This is a genomic window from Herbiconiux oxytropis (genome assembly GCF_024979315.1).
In the GTDB taxonomy this organism is placed as follows: domain Bacteria; phylum Actinomycetota; class Actinomycetes; order Actinomycetales; family Microbacteriaceae; genus Herbiconiux; species Herbiconiux oxytropis.
This window is the reverse complement of record NZ_JANLCK010000007.1, coordinates 33613-52759: the sequence shown is the minus strand read 5'-3', so window position 1 is coordinate 52759 and position 19147 is coordinate 33613. Positions and strand designations below refer to the sequence as shown.

Genomic DNA, 19147 nt, shown 5'->3' with positions numbered 1-19147 from the left:
GGCAACGGGGTCACAGGCCGAGTTCCTCGAGAGCCTTCTCCATCCGGCGGGTCATCTCGGCGTAGCCGTCGTCGTTCGGGTGCTGGCGGTCGGCGGCCATCCACTCCGGATGCCCCTCGATCCAGCGCGAGGCGCCGGCGATGTAGTCGGCGCCGACGGCCTGGGCGCCCTCACGCACCCAGCCGATGATCTGCTCGACCGAGTCGGGGCGGGCATCCGTGTACCAGAAGGGCTCGACCACGATGAGACGGGCATCCGGGAGCTCGTCGCGGAGGGTCCGGAGGTCGGTCGTGATGGCGTCCTGGATGTCGTCGGCGCGACCGGGCATGGAGAAGTTGTCGTTGAGCCCCATGGTCACGAAGACGATGTCGGGCTGCACCTCGATGATCTTCGGGATCTCGTCGTCGGGGGCGTAGTCGGGCGGTGTGCTCGACCGGTTGTTCACGAAGCCGAGACCGTTGACACTCGGGTTGAACTCGTTCCAGCCGCGGTCGAGGCTGATGGCGGTCGACCAGCGGTGCGACGGATCGGACGCGCCCGTGCCGAGCGTGTACGAGTCGCCGTAGAACGCCACGACGGGCGCATCGGGATCGACGGCCGAGGGCCGGGCTTCAGGCTCGGCCTCGCCGGCCTGCCCGCTCCGCCCTGAGATGGCGGACACCATGAGGAGGAAGAAGGTCACGGCGGCCACGAAGGCCACCACGACGATCACGAGATTCCGCAGCCGAGGGTTCACCGAAGCATTTCGGAGCCCCACCCCCAGGTGGTTTGGTCAGCCAGCCCGATCCTCAACCGCGGCCGAACCCGTCCACTCCGAACGCATCCCCACAGCAGTCGACGACCCGAACCCAACAGGCCCTACTCGCCGACCCAGAGCGGTACGTTCGCCGCGAAGCGACGGACGCACCGCATGTCGCCTGCGCCGCACAGGGGGCGGCGCAGCACAAACTCAGCCAGCAATCACTTCCGCGATCTGCACCGCGTTCAGCGCCGCACCCTTCCTCAGGTTGTCGTTGCTGATGAAGAGCACGAGACCGCGGCGGCCCTCGGCCGACTGGTCCTGGCGGATGCGGCCCACGTAGCTGGGGTCGTTGCCGGCCGCCTGGAGCGGGGTCGGGACATCCGAGATCGCCACGCCCGGCGCATCCTTCAGCAGCTCGTAGGCGCGCTCAGGAGTGATGTCGTTGGCGAACTCGGCGTTGATCGAGAGCGAGTGGCCCGTGAAGACGGGCACGCGCACGCAGGTGCCGGCCACGCGGAGGCCGGGGAGCTCGAGGATCTTGCGGCTCTCGTTGCGGAGCTTCTTCTCCTCGTCGGTCTCGAGCTCGCCGTCGTCGACGATCGAGCCCGCGAGCGGGATGACGTCGAAGGCGATGTTGGCGACGTACTTGTTCGGTGCGGGCATGGTGACGGCCCCGCCGTCGTGCACGAGGCCGAGCAGCGCGTCGCGGTCGGCGGTCGCGGCGATCGCCTGGTCGGCGAGCTCCTCGGCACCGGCGAGGCCGGAGCCCGAGACCGCCTGGTAGGTGCTCACGATGAGCCGCTCGAGGCCCGCGTCGGCGTCGAGCACCTTGAGCACGGGCATCGCGGCCATGGTGGTGCAGTTGGGGTTCGCGATGATCCCCTTCGTGGCCTGGGCGATGGCGTGCGGGTTGACCTCGGAGACGACGAGGGGCACGTCCGGGTCCATGCGCCAGGCGCTGGAGTTGTCGATGACCGTCACGCCGGCCGCGGCGAAGCGCGGGGCCTGGGCGCGCGAGGCGGTGGCTCCGGCCGAGAACAGGGCGATGTCGAGGCCCGTGGGGTCGGCGGTCTCGGTGTCCTCCACCTCGATGTCGACGCCTCGGAACGGCAGGGTGGTGCCGGCGGAGCGCGCCGAGGCGAAGAAGCGGATGCTGGCCACAGGGAAGTCGCGCTCCTCGAGGAGCCTCCGCATGACCTTGCCGACCTGGCCGGTGGCGCCGACGACGCCGACGTGAAGTGCCTTGCTCACAGTGTGTCCTCTGTTCTGATCTGCCGAGACGTCACTTTCTGCACATCCTGCGACGTCTTCGCGTGAGAACTGACGTCTCGGCGGGGTAGGGGTGGGGTTTCAGCGGCCCGTGCCCGCGTGGACCACGGCTTCGGTGTCGGCGTCGAGGCCGAAGGCGGTGTGCACCACGCGGAGGGCGTCGTTGATGGTGTCGGCGCGGGTGACGACCGAGATGCGGATCTCGGAGGTCGAGATCATCTCGATGTTGATGCCGGCCTCGTAGAGCGCTGTGAAGAGCTTCGCCGAGACACCCGCGTTCGTGCGCATGCCGGCGCCCACGAGGGCGAGCTTGCCGATCTGGTCGTCGTACTGCAGCGCCTTGAAGCCCGAGTCCTCCTGCTCGGCGCGGAGGGCCGTGAGCACGAGCTGGCCCTCGCTCTTGGGCAGGGTGAACGAGATGTCGGTGAGACCGGTCGACGCGGCCGAGACGTTCTGCACGATCATGTCGATGTTCGCGCCCGTCTTCGCCACGATCGTGAAGATCTGCGCGGCCTTGCCCGGGATGTCGGGCACGCCGACCACGGTGATCTTGGCTTCGCTCAGGTCGGTGGCGACTCCGGCGATCAGGGGCTCTTCCACAGCGGTCTCGCTTTCGGTGGGGTTGTAGACGATCGTGCCCTCGTTGTTGTTGAAGCTCGAGCGCACGTGCAGGGTGACGCCGTGGCGCCGGGCGTACTCGACGGCGCGGATGTAGAGCACCTTCGCACCGTTGGCCGCGAGTTCGAGCATCTCCTCGCTCGTGATGCGGTCGATCTTCTGCGCGTTGGGCACGAGGCGCGGATCGGCCGAGAAGATGCCGTCGACGTCGGTGTAGATCTCGCAGACATCGGCGTCGAGGGCGGCGGCGAGCGCCACGGCCGTGGTGTCGGAGCCGCCGCGGCCGAGGGTCGTGATGTCCTTCGTGTCGCGGTTGAAGCCCTGGAAGCCCGCCACGATCACGATCGCACCCTCGTCGAGGGCCTCGCGGAGCCGCACCGGCGTGACGTCGACGATGCGGGCGGCGCCGTGACGCGCATCCGTGATCATGCCGGCCTGGGAGCCCGTGAAGCTGCGGGCGTCGTGGCCGAGCGACTCGATGGCCATGGCGAGCAGGGCCATGGAGATGCGCTCTCCGGCGCTCAGCAGCATATCCATCTCGCGCGGGGCGGGGATGGGGGCGACCTCGTGGGCGAGGTCGAGCAGCTCGTCGGTAGTGTCGCCCATGGCGCTCACCGCGACCACGACCTCGTTGCCGGCCTTGCGGGTCTCGACGATGCGCTTGGCGACGCGCTTGATGCTCTCGGCGTCGGCGACGGATGATCCGCCGAACTTCTGAACGATCAAGCTCACGGGGACTCCTGGGGGTACGGGCGCGGGATCGGGTGTCGGAACCCGACTTCCCACTATATCGCCGGAGGTATGCGGGGGCGGCTATGCGGCGGGGGCCGCCTCCGCTCACTTGGCCTGGTCGTAGCTGTCGACGGTGGCGACCGTGACCGGGAACTCCACGGGCGCGTCGCCGAAGATGAGTCGGCCGGCCTCGGCGGCGGCCTCGCGCAGCTCCTGGGCGACGCGGTCGGCGTGCTCGAGGGGGGTGTGCACCATGAGCTCGTCGTGCAGGAAGAAGGAGAGGTGCGGGCGGTCGTGCAGGGGCGACGCACCCTCGCCTCCGCCGATGGCCCAGAGGCGCCGCCGCACCGACGCGATCCAGCACAGCGCCCACTCGGCGGCCGTGCCCTGCACCACGAAGTTGCGCGTGAAGCGCCCCCAGCTGCGAGCGCTCGAGCGCGCCCGCGCGCGCAGCTGCTCGGTGGCGCCGTCGGCGGAGGCCTCGTCGCGGAGGTCGAGCCAGTCGTCGCCGGGCCTCGGGCTCGTGCGGCCGAGGCGGGTCGAGACGGTCGCGCCCGCCTCGCCCGCGCGGGCGGCGTTCTCCACGAAGTCGATCGCGGCGGGGAACGCGCGGGCCAGCCGCGGCAGCATGCGGCCGCTCTCGCCCGTGGTGCCGCCGTACATGGCTCCGAGCATTCCGAGCTTGGCCTGAGGGCGGGTGTCGACGGCGCCCGTGGCGACGATGCCGTCGTAGAGGTCGCGGCCTCGGCCGGCGGCGGCCATGGCGCGGTCGCCGGCGAGGGCGGCGAGGATGCGGGGCTCGAGCTGGGCGGCATCGGCCACCACGAGCACGCGGCCGGGATCGGCGACCACGGCGCTCCGCACGAGCTTGGGCAGCTGCAGCGCGCCGCCGCCTTCCGACGCCCAGCGGCCGGTGACGACCCCGCCCGGGAGGTAGGTGGGGTGGAAGCGGCCGTCGCGCACCCAGGTGTCGAGCCAGTTCCAGCCGTTGGCCGTGAGCAGTCGTGCGCGCTTCTTGTAGTCGAGCAGGGGTTCGATGACGGGGTGCCGGATCTTCTCGAGCTCCCAGGAGCGGGTGCTCGACACCGTGAGACCGGCGCGGCGGAGCGACTTGAGCAGCTCGGCGGGCGAGTCGGGGTTGGCGGTGGGGTCGTCGAGGGCGACGCGGATGCGCTGGAGCAGCTCGGCGAGGCGGGCCGGCCGTTCATCGGGGCGGGCCGGGCGGGGGCCGAGGAGGTCGGTGAGCACGGCGTCGTGGCGCGTCGGGCTCCAGGGGAGACCGACATGGCGCATCTCGGCGGCGGCGAGGGCACCCGCCGACTCCGCGGCGAGGAGCAGGGCGATGCGGCCCGCGGCGGGGTCGGCGGTCGCGGCGTCGGCCACGGCGGCGCGCTGGGCGCGCAGCTCGCGCAGGAGTTCGGCGGCGCCGTCGGGCGCTGCGGCTTCGCCTGGCCCGGGGCTGCCCTCGGGCGCGGGGAGGTCCTGGGCAGCGCGGTCCGGGGCCGCACGGTCCTGGGCCGCACGGTCCGCGACGGCTCGTCCTTGCAGGGCATGGGCCAGGTCGGCACGGGCATGCTCGGCGCGGTTGCCCTCACCGCGGCGCGGCGCGGTCGGCAGCACGTCGTCGAAGAGGGTGGTCTGGCCCGCCTGCTCTCTCGCTCGCGCCGCTGCCAGCGGGTCGTACCCGAGCCCGGGCTGACCGGCTCCTGCGAACGGCGCTCGTGGGAGCCCCCCACCCGCAACTCCTGATCCAGCGCCTCCTGGCCCGACGCCTCCTGGCCCGGCGCCTCCTGGCCCGATGCCTCCTGGCCCGGCGCCTCCTGGCCCGGCGCCTCCCTGTCCCGCACCTCCCGGTCCCGCGCTCGGCTCGGCGATCGCGGGTCGCAACGAGTCCCACCACGAGGGCGGTGCGGCGGCGAACGCCGTGCCCGCGGTGAGGGTGGAGGTGCGGAGGATGGCGTGCGAGAGCCGAAGGTCGACGCACCGCTCCACGCGCACCCCGGCGGCGAGGAGCCGCGGGTACCACGCGGCGGTGTCGAGCCAGACCCAGCGCGGCTTCTCCCGCTCGAGCTCCGCCACGGCCGCCGCCCATTCGCTCGCGTCCAGCCGCGTCGAGCGGGCTTCGCCGACGCTCGCGGCGTCGTCCGCCGCCCGGAGCAGCTCGATCGCGCCGTCGTCGGTGCCGGCGACCACGATGTAGTCGGAGGTCACCGGGGTCCTGCGCATCGGGACTCGTCACCCGCCGGGATCGATGGAGCCGCGGGCACGTCAGTTCTCGACGAGGCGGCGGCCCTCGAAGGCGCGACCCAGGGTGACCTCGTCGGCGTACTCGAGGTCACCGCCCACCGGGAGGCCGGAGGCGAGGCGGGTGACGCGGATCTCGAGCGTCGTGAGAAGGCGTGAGAGGTAGGTGGCGGTGGCCTCGCCCTCGAGGTTGGGGTCGGTGGCGATGATGACCTCGGTCACCGTGCCATCGGCGAGGCGCTGCATGAGCTCGCGGATGCGGAGGTTGTCGGGGCCGATGCCGTCGATCGGGCTGATGGCGCCGCCGAGCACGTGGTAGAGCCCGCGGAACTCGCGGGTGCGCTCGATCGCCACGACGTCCTTGGCCTCCTCGACCACGCAGATGAGGTTCTGGGCGCGGCGCGGGTCGCGGCAGATGCCGCAGGTCTCCTGCTCGGAGACGTTGCCGCAGATCTGGCAGAAGTGCACCTTGTCGCGCACGTCGGTGAGGATCTCGGCGAGCCGGCTCACGTCGAACGACTCGGTCTGCACGATGTGGAACGCGATGCGCTGCGCCGACTTCGGCCCGATGCCGGGCAGACGGCCGAGTTCGTCGATGAGCTCTTGGACGATTCCTTCGTACATGTGCGGAGCCTCTCAGCGGATGCGGCGGGGTGGATGCAGTGGGGTGGATGCGGTGGGGTGGATGCGGTGCGTGCGGCAGGGTGCGTCTCGGCGCCGGGTGGAGGCGATCGCGTGGTAAGGCGACGCGCCGCGACGGCGCGGGCGGGTCAGCCCTCGCGGCCGGGCAGGGGCTGCTCCTCGATGAAGTTGGCGCCGAGGATCTCGCGCACCACCGCCTCGCCGTAGCGGGCGCGACCGCCGACGGTGGGGGCGGGAGCAGGGGCAGCACCCGGCGCGGAGGGCTCCTCCCCCGCCCCCTCGAAGCGCAGCGCACCCGGGCGAGCCGCGGGGTCGCCCCCGGGGCGCGCCGCGGAGACCTGGGCCGTCGGGCCACCGGACGAGGTGGCGGGCACAGCGCCGGCTTGCCGGCCGCCCGTGGGCGCGGACCCGGCGGACGGGTTGCCCGTGGACGGGGACGGGTTGCCCGTGGACGGGGCAGCGGTGGGTGAGGCGGCGCTCGGCGACGTGCGGGACTGCGGGGCGGCGGGCGCTGCGGCGGCGGGGCGGAAGGCGTCGCCGCGGTCGGGCGGCAGGTCGGGCTCGTCGCTCGGCATGGGCTCGTCGAAGGGCGGGGGCTCCTCGTCGGAGCCCGTGGGAATGGACACGACGTCCCACGAGGTGGTGGGGACGGACGGCCCGGCCGGACGTGACGCCGCCTGACCTGCCGGCGCCTGACCGGCCGGCGCGCGACCGGCCGGCGTCGGGCGCTCGGCCTGAGGGCGCGCGGCAGGAGGTGCGACCGTGGCGCGGCTCGCTGCACCGGGAGCAGCGTTCGGGGACGCAGGTGCGGTCGCCGGCGCGACAGGCTCCGGGGCGGGTCGGCCCGACACACCCGGGGTGGCCCAGCCGACCGGGCCTTCCGGCTCAGCGGGCGATGTGGCGACTGACGCTGCGCCCTCCGGGCTCGCCTCAGCGGGAGCTCCGGGTGCAGGAGCGGCCGGCGGGGCGGACGCCTCGGAGGCGGGGGGCGCGGCGTCCGGCTCAGCCGGGCGGAGCGTGGTGTCGACCCGGGCGATGTACTTCACGCGGAGGCCGAGCACGTCGACGATGGCCTGACGCAGGTACTCGCTCACGCCCTGGCCGGGAGCGGAGCGCTCCTTGAAGCTCGCGACGTCGTTCTCGCTGGGGAAGGCGAGAGTGAGGACGTCGCCGTCGAGCGCCCGCACCTGCGCCGTGAAGACCACGAGCCACGCGGTCATCTTGACCTTCTGCACGACCTCGAGGATCTCGGGCCAGGCATCCTTCAGCTGCTGCAACGTCACCTCGCCGGCGGCCGCCGCAGCGGCCGGCGCACCGGCGGGTGCGACCGGCGCAGCCGAGGGCGGGACCGCCACCACGTCGGGGGTGGCCACCCCGGCGGACGGTGTCGACGACGCGGCCGGCTCCGGCGCGTCGCTGCCGCCCTCGGCATCCGGAACCGCGGAATCAGCGGGCGACGAAGCGGTAGGCGCCGAGGAGGCAGGCGCGGTCGTCGGCGCCTCGGTTGCGGGCGCGGGTGCCGGGGCAGGCACCACCGGGACGGTCGCTGCCGGGGCAGCCGCCGCAGGTCTCCCTGCCGGGGCAGCCACCGCAGGACCCGCTGCCGAAGCAGGAGCAGGCGCCACGGCCGGCGCGGGCCGCCCGTCGTCGACCCCGATGCGGCGCTCGAGGCGCTCGACGCGCGCGAGGGCGCCGCGCTGCGTGTCGTCGGAGGCCGGCACGAGTGCCCGCGCCACCATGAGCTCGAGGTGCAGCCGCGGCGAGGTCGCGCCCGCCATCTCGGTGAGCGAGGCGTTCACGATGTCGGCCACGCGCGAGAGCTCCGCGTGCCCGAAGAGGGTCGCCTGCCGCCGCATGACCTCGATCTCGTCGGCCGGCACACCGCGGAGCACCGACGCCGCCTGCTCGCGCGTGGCCGCGACCACGATGATGTCGCGCAGCCGCTCGAGCAGGTCCTCCACGAAGCGCCGCGGATCCTGCCCCGTCTGGATCACCCGATCCACCGCATCGAACGCCGCCGCACCGTCGTGCGTGCCGAGCGCGTCGATCGCCTCGGAGAGCAGAGCGCCGTGCGTGTAGCCGAGCAGCGCCACGGCGCGCTCGTACTCCACGCGGTTGCCCTCGGAGCCCGCGATGAGCTGGTCGAGCAGCGAGAGGGTGTCGCGCGCCGACCCGCCGCCCGCCCGCACCACGAGCGGCAGCACGCCCGGCGCCACCTCGACGCCCTCGGCGTCGCACAGAGACTGCACGTACTCCAGCAGCTGGGCCGGCGGGATGAGCCGGAACGGGTAGTGGTGGGTGCGCGACCGGATGGTGCCGATGACCTTGTCGGGCTCCGTGGTGGCGAAGATGAACTTGATGTGCTCCGGCGGCTCCTCCACGATCTTCAGCAGCGCGTTGAAGCCCTGCGGCGTGACCATGTGCGCCTCGTCGAGGATGAAGATCTTGAACCGGTCGCGCGCCGGCGCGAACACCGCTCGCTCGCGCAGGTCGCGCGCGTCGTCGACACCGTTGTGGCTCGCGGCGTCGATCTCCACCACGTCGAGCGAACCGGGGCCGTCGCGCCCCAGCTCGACGCAGCTCGCGCACACGCCGCACGGGGTGTCGGTGGGGCCCTCGGTGCAGTTGAGGCACCGGGCCAGGATGCGGGCCGACGTGGTCTTGCCGCACCCGCGCGGGCCACTGAAGAGGTACGCGTGGTTGACGCGGTTGGTGCGGAGCGCGGTCATGAGCGGATCGGTCACCTGCGACTGCCCGATCATCTCGGCGAAGGTCTCTGGCCGGTAGCGGCGATACAGGGCGGTAACCACGCCACCAGACTACCTGCGGCCACCGACAGTGTTGATTGGCCTGGGCCGTCGCTTCGCGATGGTCCCGGCTCCGCGCCGGTCCCCGCCCGGCGCGGGGTGGGCGCGGGGGCCGTCGCTTCGCGGCGGCGCCCGCGCCCGCTCAGCTGAGGCGGCGCGGCGGCGCCCGGGCCTTCGCTCAGCTGAGGCGCTCGGAGAGCCGCACCGTCACGGTGTCGCCGATCTCCTTGGCGAACTCCTTGCGCAGCTTCGCACTCACCGAGATCGTGTCGTCATCCTAGCGAGATGATGTGGACATTGTCCACATCAGAGGTCCCGGGCATAGCACACGGAGAGATCCGACCCCACGTAGGCCCCGAAGAGCGGGATGCGCGAGTAGCCCTCGCGCTCGTAGAAGCGCATCGCATCGGGCTGCTCCGTGCCCGTCTCGAGCACGAGCCGATCGAGCCCCATCCCCCTCGCCTCCTCCTCTATCGCACGGAGCAGGGTGACGGCGACACCGGTCCCGCGCGCCGGAGCCGTCACGAACATCCGCTTGATCTCGGCACCGCCACCAGGGAGGGGACGAAGCCCTCCGCAGCCGATCGGCCGCCCCGAAGGCGTGCGCGCCACGAGGAACACCGGCACACTGTCGGCCGTCGGCTTCTCACCGGGCTCGTGGTCGTCCCGACCGTACCGGGCGTCGAGCTCGTCGCGCTGGGCCTGCCGGAGCGCGGCGGCGTCGGCGGAGTCGAACGGCTCCCGGGAGATGGTGATCGCGGTCGCGGTCTCGTCGGCGGGCATGCATCCTCTTCTCGTAACGAACATTACCGTAACGCCTGTTACGCTTGCCCTGCAAGTCAGCACCATCCGACCGGACGGAGAACGATGGCCCGCTCGCGCAACCTCGACGATCAGCAGGAGCGGCTCTCCGAGGCCACCTGGTCGGTGCTCACCGAACGTGGGCTGCCGGGGCTCACGATCCGCGCCGTCGCCGATCGCGCGGGCTGCACGACCGGGCTCGTGATGCACGCGTTCCCCACGAAGCAGGCACTGCTGCTGCACGCCCGCGACCTCCTGCATGCACGCACCGCGGCCACCGCGGATGCCGCCGAGGCGGAAGGCCGGGAGGCCGGCGGTGCCGAGGGCGCACTGCTCGCCGTGCTCTGGAACTCGCTCGCCCTCGACCGGGTGGGCGAGGACGCGGCCCGGGTCTGGGTGAGCTTTCTCGCGGCCGCCCTCGTGGACCAGACCCTCGCCGAGCGGCATCGGGCGCAGAACCGCCGGTTCGTCGAGCGGATCGCGCGGCTCGTGCGCGGCTGCCGGCCGGAGTGGGACGAGGACCGGGCGCGGGCGGAGGCGCTCGGGCTCGTCTCGCTCTCGGAGGGTCTGGGGTCACTCGCCTCCGCCGACCCCGAGACGTACACGGTGGCGGTGCAGCGGCACGCGATGGCGGAGGCCGTGCGGCGCGGAGTGGGAGCGAGTGGACCCGCGGATGCGCCGGGAGAGCTGCTCCGCGGGATGCCGACGAGCGCGGACACGGGCACGGCCGCGGCCACGGCCGCGGGCACCGACGGCATCAGGCTGCGCGCCTTCCGCGAGCCCGACACCGAGGCGGTGGTCGCGCTGTGGATGGAGTGCGGCCTCACCCGGGCGTGGAACGACCCCCGGAAGGACGTGGCGCGGAAGCTCGGTGTGCAGCGCGACCTGTTCCTCGTGGCGGAGGCCGACGGGCGCGTGGTCGGGACCGCGATGGCGGGCTACGACGGCCACCGTGCCTGGGTGAACTACCTCGCGGTCGCGCCCGCTCTGCAGGGGCATGGGCTCGGCCGACGTCTCATGGCCGAGGCCGAGCGGCTGCTGCTCGAGCGCGGATGCCCGAAGGTGAACCTGCAGATCCGCGAGGGCAACGAGCCCGTGATGGAGTTCTACCGGGCGCTCGGGTACGAACGGGACGCCGCGGTGAGCTTCGGCAAGCGCCTCATCGCAGATTGAACCGAGTAACGGTGGATCTGAGCGACACCGGCCCCGTATATCGGCTCGGTGTCGCTCAGATCTGCTGTTGTTCGATCGAGACAGCCGCGAACGACTGCCGCGCGATCTCCAGCTCCTCGTTGGTGGGCACCACGAGCACCTTCACGCGCGACGACTCCGCCGAGATCACCCGCGCCCCCGACCCCGCCGCCTCGTTGAGCGACTGATCGACCGTGATGCCGACCTCCGAGAGCCCCGCGAGCGCACCGGCCCGCACGAGCGCGTTGTTCTCCCCCACGCCCGCCGTGAACACGATCGCGTCGACGTGCCCGAGCTGCGCGTAGTACGCGCCGACATACGAGCGGATGCGGTGCAGATACACGTCGAGCGCCGCCGACGCCGCCTCGTCTCCCGAGGAGGCCGCCGACACGACGTCGCGCATGTCGCCCGTGCCCGAGAGCCCGAGCAGCCCGCTCCGCCGGTTGAGCAGCTCGTCGAGCTCGGCGAAGGTCGCCCCCGTCTTCCGGTGCAGGTGGAACAGCACCCCCGCATCGATGTCACCCGACCGAGTGCCCATCACGAGCCCCTCGAGCGGCGTCATGCCCATCGAGGTCTCGACCGAGCGACCGCCGTCGATCGCGCACGCCGATGCCCCGTTGCCGAGGTGCAGCACGATGAGCTTGAGTGACGAGACCGGGGCGCCGAGGAACTCTGCCGTCGCTCCCGCCACGTACTCGAACGACGTGCCGTGGAACCCGTACCGCCGCACCCGCTGCTTCTCGGCGAGCGCCGTGTCGACCGCGTAGGTGTAGGCCGCGGGCGGCAGCGTCTGGTGGAACGCGGTGTCGAACACCGCCACCTGCGGCACCCCCGGGAACGCCTCCTGCGCAGCCGAGATGCCCGAGAGGTTGGCGGGGTTGTGCAGGGGTGCGAGCTCGCTGAGGTCCTCGATGTTGATCTTCACGAGGTCGGTCACGACGGTGGCCTCGTGGAACCGCTTGCCGCCGTGCACCACCCGGTGCCCCACGGCCGAGAGCGGATGCGCCGAGAGCGAGGGACCGTGCTCCTCGAAGGCGTCGAGCATGGCGCGGAAGCCGGCGGTGTGATCCGGGATCGGGGTCTCCGTCGTCCACGACCCCTCGGGCGTCGTGTGCCGCGCGGCTCCCGACTCCTCGCCGATGCGTTCGACGAGCCCCGAAGCCAGCACCTCCTCGGACTCCACCTCGATGAGCTGGTACTTGAAGGAGGAGGAGCCGCTGTTGACCACCAGGATCGCGCTCACGAGGACACCTCCGAGGCCGACGCCGCCAGCGCCGCCGCCTGGATCGCGGTGATCGCGATCGTGTTCACGATGTCCGGCACGAGCGCCCCCCTCGAGAGGTCGTTGATCGGCTTGCGCAGCCCCTGCAGCACGGGTCCGATGGCCACCGCGCCCGCCGAGCGCTGCACCGCCTTGTAGGTGTTGTTGCCGGTGTTGAGGTCGGGGAAGATGAACACCGTCGCCCGCCCGGCCACGGCCGACCCCGGCATCTTCGCGGCCGCGACCGCCGCATCCGCAGCCGCGTCGTACTGGATCGGGCCCTCGACCGGCAGCTCGGGAGCGGCAGCCCGCACGAGCGCCGTGGCCTCGCGCACCTTCTCGACGTCGGCCCCGGATCCCGAGGCCCCCGTGGAGTAGGAGAGCATCGCCACGCGCGGCTCGATGCCGAACTGGGTGGCCGTGGCCGCCGCCGAGACCGCGATGTCGGCGAGCTGCGGACTCGTGGGGTCGGGCACGACGGCGCAGTCGCCGTAGACGAGCACGCGGTCGGCGAGCGCCATCAGGAACACGCTCGAGACCACCGACACGCCGGGCCGGGTCTTGATGATCTCGAAGGCCGGGCGGATGGTGTGCGCCGTGGTGTGGGCCGCCCCCGAGACCATGCCGTCGGCGAGGCCGAGCTGCACCATCATGGTGCCGAAGTACGAGACGTCCGAGACCGTGTCGAACGCCATCTCGTAGGTCGTGCCCTTGTGGGCGCGCAGGCGCTGGTACTCCTCGGCGAAGCGCTGGCGGAGCTCCGGGTCGAACGGCGACACTACGGCGGCGGCGTCGATGTCGACCCCCAGGTCGCGAGCGCGGCTGCGCACGCTCTCCTCCTCGCCGAGGATCGTGAGACGAGCCACCCCGCGCTTCAGCACGGTCGCGGCGGCGCGCAGGATGCGGTCGTCGTCGCCTTCGGGCAGCACGATGTGCCGGTCGGCGGCGCGAGCCCGGTCGAGCAGCCCGTACTCGAACATGAGCGGGGTGACCGCGTCGCTCGTGCTCACGTCGAGCAGGGCGAGCAGCTGCCCGCCGTCGACGTACTGCTCGAACAGGCTGAGCGCGTTGTCGTACTTCACCCGCGAGTCGGCCGCGAGCCGGCCGCGCGTGGAGGTGATCCGCACCGCGGTCTCGTAGGTGCCGAGCCCGGTCGAGATGATGGGGATCGCCGGATCGAGCCCCTTGATCAGCCGCAGGACGGCCTCCGGCAGCTCGAACCCGCCGTTCAGCACGATGGCGGCGAGCGACGGGAAGGTGCCGGAGGCGTTGGCCATGAGCACCGCGAGCAGCACCTCGGCCCGATCGGCGGGCACCACCACCACGGCGCCCTCGGTGAGCCGGGGCAGCACGTTGCGCATCGACATCGCGGCGACGACCACCCCGAGAGCCTCGCGGGCGAGCAGCCGGCGGTCGCCGAACTCGAGCGTGCCGTCGATCGACTCGAGGATGCCCGAGACGCTCGGCGCCACGAGCACGCGGTCCTCGGGGAGTGCCCAGACGGGGATCCTCGTGGGCTGCGCGCCCGAGGTCGACTCGGCGAGCGCGTCCACGGCTTCGCGGGCCGCACTGCCGATGGCGTCGCGGATCTTCTCGAGGTTCTCCGGATCCGACCGGTTCGCCACGATCCCCACGAGCGACGCGTGCGCGTTCCGCAGCTCCACGAGGGCGATCTCGGTGATCTGCCGCATGTCGCTCGGCGTGCGCGCCTCGGAGTGGCCGAGCAGCTCGTCGTTGCCCTGGCCGCGGCGGCCGCCCAGCACGAGCAGCACGGGCGCTCCGAGGTTCGCGGCGATGCGCGCGTTGAAGCTCAGCTCGGTGGGGCTGCCCACGTCGGTGTAGTCGGAACCGAGGATGACCACGGCGTCGCAGCGCTGCTCGACGGCCTTGTAGCGCTCCAGGATGCGCGAGAGCGCGGCATCCGGATCGTCGTGCACGGCGTCGTAGGTCACGCCGATGGCCTGCTCGTACTCGAGGTCGAGCCCCACGTTCTGCAGCAGCATCTCGAGCACGTAGTCGCGCGCGCTGACCGAGCGGGCGACGGGCCGGAACACGCCCACCCGCTGCACGGAACGGCGGAGGATGTCGAGCACTCCGAGAGCGATCGTGGACTTGCCCGAGTGCCCCTCGGCGGAGGTGATGTAGATGCTCTTCACACCGGGCCCGGAGCCAGGGTGGGAGTTCGGACGGGACGGGGAGATGTTCTCAGCAGATGACACGGATTCCTCTTCGGTCGACCGCGTCCAATCCTACGGGCGGGTGATCAGGCCCCGCAGTACTCGCTCCCGACTCCCACCGAATCCGACACCGAGATGATCTGGATCTCGCCGGAGCCCAGGTCCTCGAACGAGATGTACCGGGAGTCGGCCGCCAGCTGGTAGACGGTGGAACCGCCCATGCCCTGCACGGTCTCGAGCTCCTGGTAGGCCGCCTGGAGCTCCGCCACGGTCGAGCCGAGCCCGATGCCCGCCTCGGTGCGCGGCCGGGCGGCGGGGTCGGCTGTGTCGATCGTGTCGAGGGCGAGCATCCGCACGACCACGACGGGTGCGGCCGGATCGGACTCGTCGATGCCGCTCACGGCGGTGAGACCGAGGCCGTCGACGTCGTAGGTGTCGACGCCCGGGCGGCAGGTCTCGGGCGGGTGGGGCAGGTCGGCCTCGATGCCCTCGAGCGTCGAGCCCACCACGAACGGACCGATCCCGGCGTAGTCGATGACCCAGGTGCCGGGGTCGTCGACCGAGTAGGCGGAGGGATCCGGTGCCGGTTCGGGCGCGGGCTCGGGCGTCTCGGCGGGCGAGGGCGCCGGGGCGGGGGCCGTCACGGTGACCGTCGTGGTGGGGGCGGGATCGCCTCCCGCGCAGCCGGAGGCGGCCAGCACCGTCGCCATCGCGACGGCGATCAGAGCGGTGCGAGCGAGTGCCTTCATCGAGTCCCCCCCGTGAGCATCACCGTCGACCGACCCCCGGTTAACGTATGAGGACTCCCCGCGCACCCGCCAGAGCCCGGTTACCCTTGCTGCGTTTCCGCCCTGGGGGAGTTGGCCTGGATGGCGCCACACGGGGAGCCGGGAACCAGTGTAGCAAGTCCCGGGCCGGTGGCGGGCCGCCGCCTGGCGGCGTTGACTGGGGGCATGAAGGTAGCCATCGCCGGCGGGCACGGAAAAATCGCACTCCTCACCACGAAGCTCCTGAGCGCCTCCGGGCACGAGGTCTGGGGCATCGTCCGCAACTCCTCGCACGGGGCCGACATCGCCGTGGCCGGCGGGCATGCGCTCGTGCTCGACCTCGAGCAGGCCGACGCGGAGAAGCTCGCCGCCGAGCTCTCCGAGCGCGAGATCGACGCCGTGGTCTTCGCGGCGGGCGCGGGCCCGGGCTCCACCGCGGAGCGGAAGCTCACGGTCGACCGCGACGGCGCGGTGCTGCTCGCCGACGCCGCCGCCCGCGCGGGTGTCTCCCGCTACATCATGATCTCGGCCATGGCGGCCGACGACTTCGACCCCGACAGCGACGACGTCTTCCAGGTCTACCTGCGCGCCAAGAGCGAAGCGGATGCGGCGCTCCGCGAGACCTCGCTCGACTGGACGGTCGTGCGGCCGGGCGGACTCACCGACGAACCGGCCACCGGCACCGTCACCCTCGCGCAGTCGACCGGCCGCGGCGAGATCCCGCGCGCCGACGTCGCCTGGATCATCACCCAGCTGCTGACCTCCGGCGACGCGGTGCGCCGCCAGTTCGAGGCGATCTCGGGATCGACCCCCATCGCCGAGGCGCTCCGCGACCTGTAGCCCGAACGGATGAAGGCCCCTGATCCTCGGATCGGGGGCCTTCATGAGCGGAAGTGACAGGATTCGAACCTGCGAGCGCTTGCACGCTACACGCTTTCCAAGCGTGCTCCTTAGGCCGCTCGGACACACTTCCGAGGAAGATCCTACACGACCGGAATGGGCTGCTCGCTCAGCGCTCGCCGGCCTCGATGGCGGCGACGGCCTCGGGGTCGGCGCCCTCGAGGAACTCGCTCAGCCGCACGACCTCGTCGGTCTCGCCGATGCCCTCGGCCGCACGGCGCAGCGTGTAGAGCGCGAGCAGCACTCCGCGGTTGCCCTCGTGCGAGAACGGCACGGGGCCGTGGCCCTTCCAGCCGGCCCGGCGGAGGGCGTCGAGCCCACGGTGGTAGCCCACCCGAGCGTAGGCGTAGGCCTGCACGGGCTCGCGCCGCGACCAGGCCCGATCCGACAGCGTCGCCCAGGCCAGCGACGACGTGGGGTGCTCTTTCACCGTCTGCTCCAGCACCTCGTCGACGTCGAAGCCGACGGCGCGGGTGAGCGCCTCGCGCACCTCCGGCTCATCGGGCAGGAGGGTGGCGGGAGGGCCGAGGAGGTTCTGGTTGCTCATCCCGCCATCGTACCCAGCACCGGGAACCCGGTGACATCCGGCATGTCCTCTCCGTGTTCCCGCGTGTAGGCGCGGTGGGCCGCCCGCTCGTCGTCCATCCGCTGCGACAGCCCCGCGTAGGCCGTCGAGAGCCGCGGCACCCGGCGGATCACGTCCATGACGAGCCGGAACCGGTCGAGGTCGTTGAGCATGAGCATGTCGAACGGCGTGGTGGTCGTGCCCATCTCCTTGAACCCGCGCACGTGGATGTTGGCGTGGTTCGCCCGCCGGTAGGTGAGCCGGTGGATGAGCGACGGGTAGCCGTGGAAGGCGAACACCACAGGCTTGTCGCGTGTGAAGAGGGCGTCGAACGACGCCTCGTCGAGGCCGTGCGGATGCTCTGAGGCGTCCTGCAGGCGCATCAGGTCGACGACGTTCACGAACCGCACACCGAGATCCGGGATCTGCTCGCGCAGGATCTGCACGGCGGCGACCGCCTCGACGGTCGGCACGTCGCCCGCGCAGGCGACCACGACCTCGGGCTCCTCCCCCACCCGCTCGGTGCCCGCCCACTCCCACACGCTCGCGCCGCGAGCCCCGTGCGTGCGCGCCTCCTCGAGGCTCAGCAGCGCACCGGTGGGGTGCTTGCCCGCCACGATCACGTTCACGAGGTCGCGGGTGGCGAAGCAGTGCTCGGCGGTGACGAGCAGGGAGTTCGCGTCCGGCGGCAGGTAGATGCGCACGATGCTCGCCTGCTTGTTGACGACGTGGTCGAGGAAGCCGGGATCCTGGTGCGAGAAGCCGTTGTGGTCCTGCCGCCAGACGTGCGACGACAGAAGGTAGGTGAAGGAGGAGACGGGGCGCCTCCAGTCCACTTTCGCAGCCGATTCGAGCCACTTCGCGTACTGGTTGAACATCGAGTCGACCACGTGGATGAAGGCCTCGTACGAGGTGAACAGACCATGCCGGCCGGTGAGCAGGTAGCCCTCGAGCAGGCCCTGCGCGAGGTTCTCGCTCAGCACCTCGATCACCCGGCCCTCGCGGTCGAGGTGCAGGTCGGTGGGGAGCACCTCACCCTGCCACTGCTTGCCCGTGACCTCGTAGACGTCGCCCAGCCGGTTCGACTCGACCTCGTCGGGGCCGAAGAGCCGGAAGTCGTGGGGATTCGCGGCCATCAGGTCGCGGAGCCACCGGCCGAGCACCCGGGTGGGCTCCACCTCCTCGGCACCGCGCCGCTCCCCCATCGGCACGGCGCGGGGCTCGAGCGGCGGCAGGTCGAGGGCCCGGCGGAGCAGTCCGCCGTTGGCGTGCGGGTTGTCGCTCATCCGGAGGGTGCCGGTCGGGCGCACCGCGTCGAGCCCGGCGACGGGGCGACCGTCGGCGTCGAAGAGCTCCTCGGGGCGGTAGCTCCGCAGCCACTCCTCGAGCTGGGCGAGGTGCTCGGGGTTGTCGCGCACGCCCGAGAGCGGCACCTGGTGCGAGCGCCAGGTGTTCTCGACCGGGAGGCCGTCGACCACCTTGGGTCCCGTCCAGCCCTTCGGGGTCTTCAGGATGAGCATCGGCCAGGCCGGCCGGGCGGTCTCTCCGCCCTCGCGAGCGGCGTGCTGGATGGCCTCGATCTCGTCGGTCGCCTCGGCGAGCGCCGCCGCGAACCGCTCGTGCACGGCCGCCGGATCCTCCCCGTCGAAACCACCCGCGACGATCCGCGCGGAGTAGCCGTAGCCGGTGAACAGAGCGAGCAGCTCCTCCTCGGGGATGCGCGCGAGCAGGGTGGGATTGGCGATCTTGTAGCCGTTGAGATTCAGGATCGGCAGCACAGCGCCATCGCTGGCCGGGTCGAGGAACTTGTTGAGGTGCCAGCTCGCTGCGAGCGTGGCGGTCTCGGCCTCGCCGTCGCCCACCACACAGGCGGCCACGAGGGAGGGGTTGTCGAGCACGGCTCCGTAGGCGTGCACGAGCGAGTAGCCGAGCTCCCCGCCCTCGTTGATCGAGCCCGGGGTCTCGGGAGCGGCGTGGGAGGGGATGCCGCCCGGGAACGAGAACTGGCGGAACAGCTTCTTCATGCCCGCGCCGTCGCGCGTGATGCGCGGGAAGAGCTCGGAGTAGGTGCCGTCGAGCCAGGCGCTCGCCACCACGCCGGGGCCGCCGTGGCCGGGGCCGGCGATGTAGATCACATTCGTCTCGCGTTCGACGATGAGCTTGTTCAGGTGCGCCCAGACGAAGTTCAGCGCGGGTGTCGTGCCCCAGTGGCCGAGCAGGCGCGGCTTGACGTCGTCGCGCGCGAGCGGGCGCTCGAGAAGGGGGTCGTCGAGCAGGTAGATCTGGCCGACGGAGAGGTAGTTGGCTGCTCGCCACCAGAGGTCGACGGCGGCGAGGGAGACGGTCGAGCGAGGGTCGGCGGCGGCGGGATGGACAGGGCTGGTGACTGTCATGCCGCCAGCCTACGAACGGATGCGGACCGTGCATAGGG

At 72.0% G+C, this 19147-nt stretch carries 14 protein-coding genes, 1 tRNA gene and 1 other RNA gene; 2 read left to right on the top strand and 14 right to left on the bottom strand.

The genetic code is table 11. From position 1 onward, the window contains the following. Window positions 1-10: 10 nt before the first annotated feature. The 7 genes from N1028_RS13110 to N1028_RS13080 form a co-directional block, all read right to left on the bottom strand. A complete protein-coding gene (locus N1028_RS13110) occupies window positions 11-736 on the bottom strand; it encodes an SGNH/GDSL hydrolase family protein (protein ID WP_259529702.1) in 726 nt (241 codons plus the stop codon). Between the two features lie 213 nt (window positions 737-949). Continuing rightward, on the bottom strand, window positions 950-1993 hold the full coding sequence (locus tag N1028_RS13105; protein ID WP_310795594.1) for an aspartate-semialdehyde dehydrogenase: 1044 nt from the start codon (window positions 1991-1993) through the stop codon (window positions 950-952). Window positions 1994-2092: 99 nt separating this feature from the next. Then, entirely contained in the window at window positions 2093-3361 is a 1269-nt protein-coding gene (locus N1028_RS13100; RefSeq protein ID WP_259529700.1) for an aspartate kinase, read from the bottom strand. Window positions 3362-3466: 105 nt separating this feature from the next. Continuing rightward, on the bottom strand, window positions 3467-5587 hold the full coding sequence (locus N1028_RS13095; RefSeq protein WP_259529698.1) for a bifunctional 3'-5' exonuclease/DNA polymerase: 2121 nt from the start codon (window positions 5585-5587) through the stop codon (window positions 3467-3469). 42 nt (window positions 5588-5629) lie between these two features. Next, window positions 5630-6229 (bottom strand): recombination mediator RecR, encoded by a 600-nt coding sequence (recR, locus tag N1028_RS13090; protein WP_259529697.1) that lies wholly within the window; start codon window positions 6227-6229, stop codon window positions 5630-5632. A gap of 146 nt (window positions 6230-6375) precedes the next feature. Beyond that, window positions 6376-9057: a DNA polymerase III subunit gamma and tau gene (locus tag N1028_RS13085; RefSeq protein WP_259529696.1), complete on the bottom strand. Its 2682-nt coding sequence runs from the start codon at window positions 9055-9057 to the stop codon at window positions 6376-6378. 303 nt (window positions 9058-9360) lie between these two features. Next, complete coding sequence (locus N1028_RS13080) at window positions 9361-9837, bottom strand: GNAT family N-acetyltransferase (protein ID WP_259529695.1); 477 nt, start codon at window positions 9835-9837, stop codon at window positions 9361-9363. An 84-nt stretch (window positions 9838-9921) separates the two neighbouring features. Between N1028_RS13080 and N1028_RS19760 the strand changes: the two genes are divergently transcribed. Next, window positions 9922-11028 (top strand): GNAT family acetyltransferase, encoded by a 1107-nt coding sequence (locus N1028_RS19760; protein WP_310795593.1) that lies wholly within the window; start codon window positions 9922-9924, stop codon window positions 11026-11028. 55 nt (window positions 11029-11083) lie between these two features. Here N1028_RS19760 and N1028_RS13065 read toward each other — a convergent pair whose 3' ends face one another. The 4 genes from N1028_RS13065 to ffs all read right to left on the bottom strand — a co-directional run bounded on the left by N1028_RS13065 (window position 11084) and on the right by ffs (window position 15376). Beyond that, window positions 11084-12289, bottom strand: coding sequence for an acetate/propionate family kinase (locus N1028_RS13065; RefSeq protein ID WP_259529694.1), 1206 nt, complete (start codon window positions 12287-12289; stop codon window positions 11084-11086). Then, window positions 12286-14463 carry a phosphate acetyltransferase gene (gene pta / locus N1028_RS13060; RefSeq protein WP_259529692.1) on the bottom strand — a complete coding sequence of 726 codons (2178 nt, stop codon included), beginning with the start codon at window positions 14461-14463 and terminating at the stop codon, window positions 12286-12288. The genes N1028_RS13065 and pta overlap by 4 nt, the downstream gene beginning before the upstream one ends. A 107-nt stretch (window positions 14464-14570) precedes the next feature. Next, a complete protein-coding gene (locus tag N1028_RS13055) occupies window positions 14571-15233 on the bottom strand; it encodes a hypothetical protein (RefSeq protein WP_259529690.1) in 663 nt (220 codons plus the stop codon). A gap of 46 nt (window positions 15234-15279) precedes the next feature. After that, window positions 15280-15376, bottom strand: an RNA gene (gene ffs / locus N1028_RS13050) — signal recognition particle sRNA small type. Window positions 15377-15437: 61 nt separating this feature from the next. Between ffs and N1028_RS13045 the strand changes: the two genes are divergently transcribed. After that, window positions 15438-16091, top strand: coding sequence for an SDR family oxidoreductase (locus N1028_RS13045; protein WP_259529688.1), 654 nt, complete (start codon window positions 15438-15440; stop codon window positions 16089-16091). Window positions 16092-16139: 48 nt separating this feature from the next. Here N1028_RS13045 and N1028_RS13040 read toward each other — a convergent pair. The 3 genes from N1028_RS13040 to N1028_RS13030 all read right to left on the bottom strand — a co-directional run bounded on the left by N1028_RS13040 (window position 16140) and on the right by N1028_RS13030 (window position 19109). Next, window positions 16140-16224, bottom strand: a tRNA-Ser gene (locus tag N1028_RS13040). A gap of 36 nt (window positions 16225-16260) precedes the next feature. Continuing rightward, window positions 16261-16698, bottom strand: a complete 438-nt coding sequence (locus N1028_RS13035; RefSeq protein WP_259529681.1) for a DUF3151 domain-containing protein — start codon at window positions 16696-16698, stop codon at window positions 16261-16263. Then, entirely contained in the window at window positions 16695-19109 is a 2415-nt protein-coding gene (locus N1028_RS13030; RefSeq protein WP_259529680.1) for a phosphoketolase family protein, read from the bottom strand. Before N1028_RS13030 ends, N1028_RS13035 begins: the two co-directional genes overlap by 4 nt. Window positions 19110-19147: the final 38 nt, after the last annotated feature.